Here is a 1,725-nt window from a genome sequence, read left to right as displayed (position 1 = left end):
GCCGGCGGCGGATCCGGCGGGGGAGCTCGGTGAGGGCGACGACCACGGTGGCGGCCATGAGCAGGACGGCGCCCAGGGCCAGGGCCAGCTCGGTGTTCGACTCGCGCGCCAGGTAGATCTGCAGCGGCATGGTGCGGGTGACGCCCTGCATCGACCCCGCGAAGGTGAGGGTGGCGCCGAACTCGCCGAGGCAGCGCGCCAGGGCGAGGGCGCTGCCCCTGGCCAGGCCGGGGAGGACCATGGGGAGGGTCACCCGCCACAGGACCCGGGAGGGCGAGGCGCCCAGGGAGGAGGCCATCTCCTCCAGGCCCTCGGGCCTGGCGCGCAGCGCCGCCTCCAGGGTGACGATGAGGAAGGGCAGTGAGACGAAGACCTGGGCGACGACGACGGCAGTGGTGGAGAATGCGATGGAGGCGCCCCAGGCCTCCATTGACGCGCCGATGGGGGATTTGCGCCCGAACGCGGCCAACAGGGCGATGCCCGCGACGACGGGCGGCAGGGAGAGGGGCACGGCGACCAGCACCCTGAAGAAGCGGACGAGGCGCCAGTCGCGCGAGAGCAGCACCGCGGCGGGCACGCCGAGCACCAGGTCGACGGCGAGCGCGGCGGCGCAGGTGCGCAGGGACAGGCCGAGGGCCGCCACGGACTCCTCGGAGGCGAGGATCCAGGGCAGTCGGCCCCATGGGACGCGCCCCGCCATGAAGACGAGGGGCAGCACCAGGAATGCGAGGGCGAGCCCGCCGACGGCCGCGGTCCACACGGGGACCGGGCTGACGGCGGGCGCGCGGCGTTTGCCCACGGGTCCGGACTACTGGGCGGCGGGGGTGAAACCGGCCCGCTCGAAGACGGACTGGCCCTCGGGGGACAGGACCAGGGCGATCCACTTCTGGGCGAGTTCGGCGTTCTTCGTGGCCTCGACCGGGGCGATCGGGTACTTGTTGACGGCCTGGTCGGCGCCCTGGATGCCGATGGCCTCGACCTGGTCCTCGGCGGCGTTCGCGTCGGTCCGGTAGACGACGCCCGCGTCGGCCTCGCCGCTGGCCACTTTGCCCAGCACGTCCTTCACGTTGGGCTCGGCCGAGACGGGGTTGAGGGTGATGCCGAGCGCGCCCGTGAGCTCCTTGGTGAGTTTGCCGCAGGGCGCCTCCGTGTCGCAGACGACCAGTTTGGCGTTGTCCAGGGAGGAGTCGAGGCCGGTGACGCCCGCGGGGTTGCCCTTGGGGGCGACCAGGGTGAGGGTGTTGGAGAGGAAGACGGTCTGCTCGCCGACCAGGCCGGCCTCGGCGGCCTTGGCCATGGTGGACTCGTTCGCGGTGGCCAGCACGTCGGCGTCCGCGCCCTCGGCGAGCTGGGAGACGAGGTCCTGCGACCCGGCGAAGTTGAAGGCGACGTCGACGCCGGGGGTGGCGGCCTCGAAGGTCTTCTCGAGCTCGCCGAAGGCCTCCTTGAGCGAGGCGGCGGCGAAGACGTTGAGGACCGCCGTCTGGGCGGGGGCGGGAGCGGTCCGGTCGGACTGGGCGGCGCTCCCCCCTCCGCCTCCGCAGGCGGCGAGGGCGAGGGCGGCGGCCGTGGCGGCCAGGGTCACGCGGATGCGGCGCACTGGGACACTCCTTTTCAATGGGGCGAGTCAAACTAAATATAGCAAGAAAGCACAGGGAAGCCGATCCACGCGCGCGAGCGCCGCATCAACCCGTCTGAGCCCCCGGATCATCGCGGAAAAGTGCG

Annotated in this window: 2 protein-coding genes; both read right to left on the bottom strand. The window is 72.6% G+C overall.

What is annotated here, in order from left to right; all coding sequences use genetic code 11:
* On the bottom strand, window positions 1-799 hold a 799-nt coding region (locus tag BH719_RS10205; RefSeq protein WP_009744267.1), incomplete at its 3' end, for an ABC transporter permease.
* A gap of 9 nt (window positions 800-808) precedes the next feature.
* Window positions 809-1,600 carry a molybdate ABC transporter substrate-binding protein gene (modA, locus tag BH719_RS07720; protein WP_009744266.1) on the bottom strand — a complete coding sequence of 264 codons (792 nt, stop codon included), beginning with the start codon at window positions 1,598-1,600 and terminating at the stop codon, window positions 809-811.
* Window positions 1,601-1,725 lie beyond the last annotated feature (125 nt).

Source organism: Pauljensenia hongkongensis (assembly GCF_001746855.1).
GTDB lineage: Bacteria > Actinomycetota > Actinomycetes > Actinomycetales > Actinomycetaceae > Pauljensenia > Pauljensenia hongkongensis.
The sequence above is the reverse complement of the archived record's forward strand: the minus strand, read 5'-3'. Positions and strand labels throughout refer to the sequence as shown.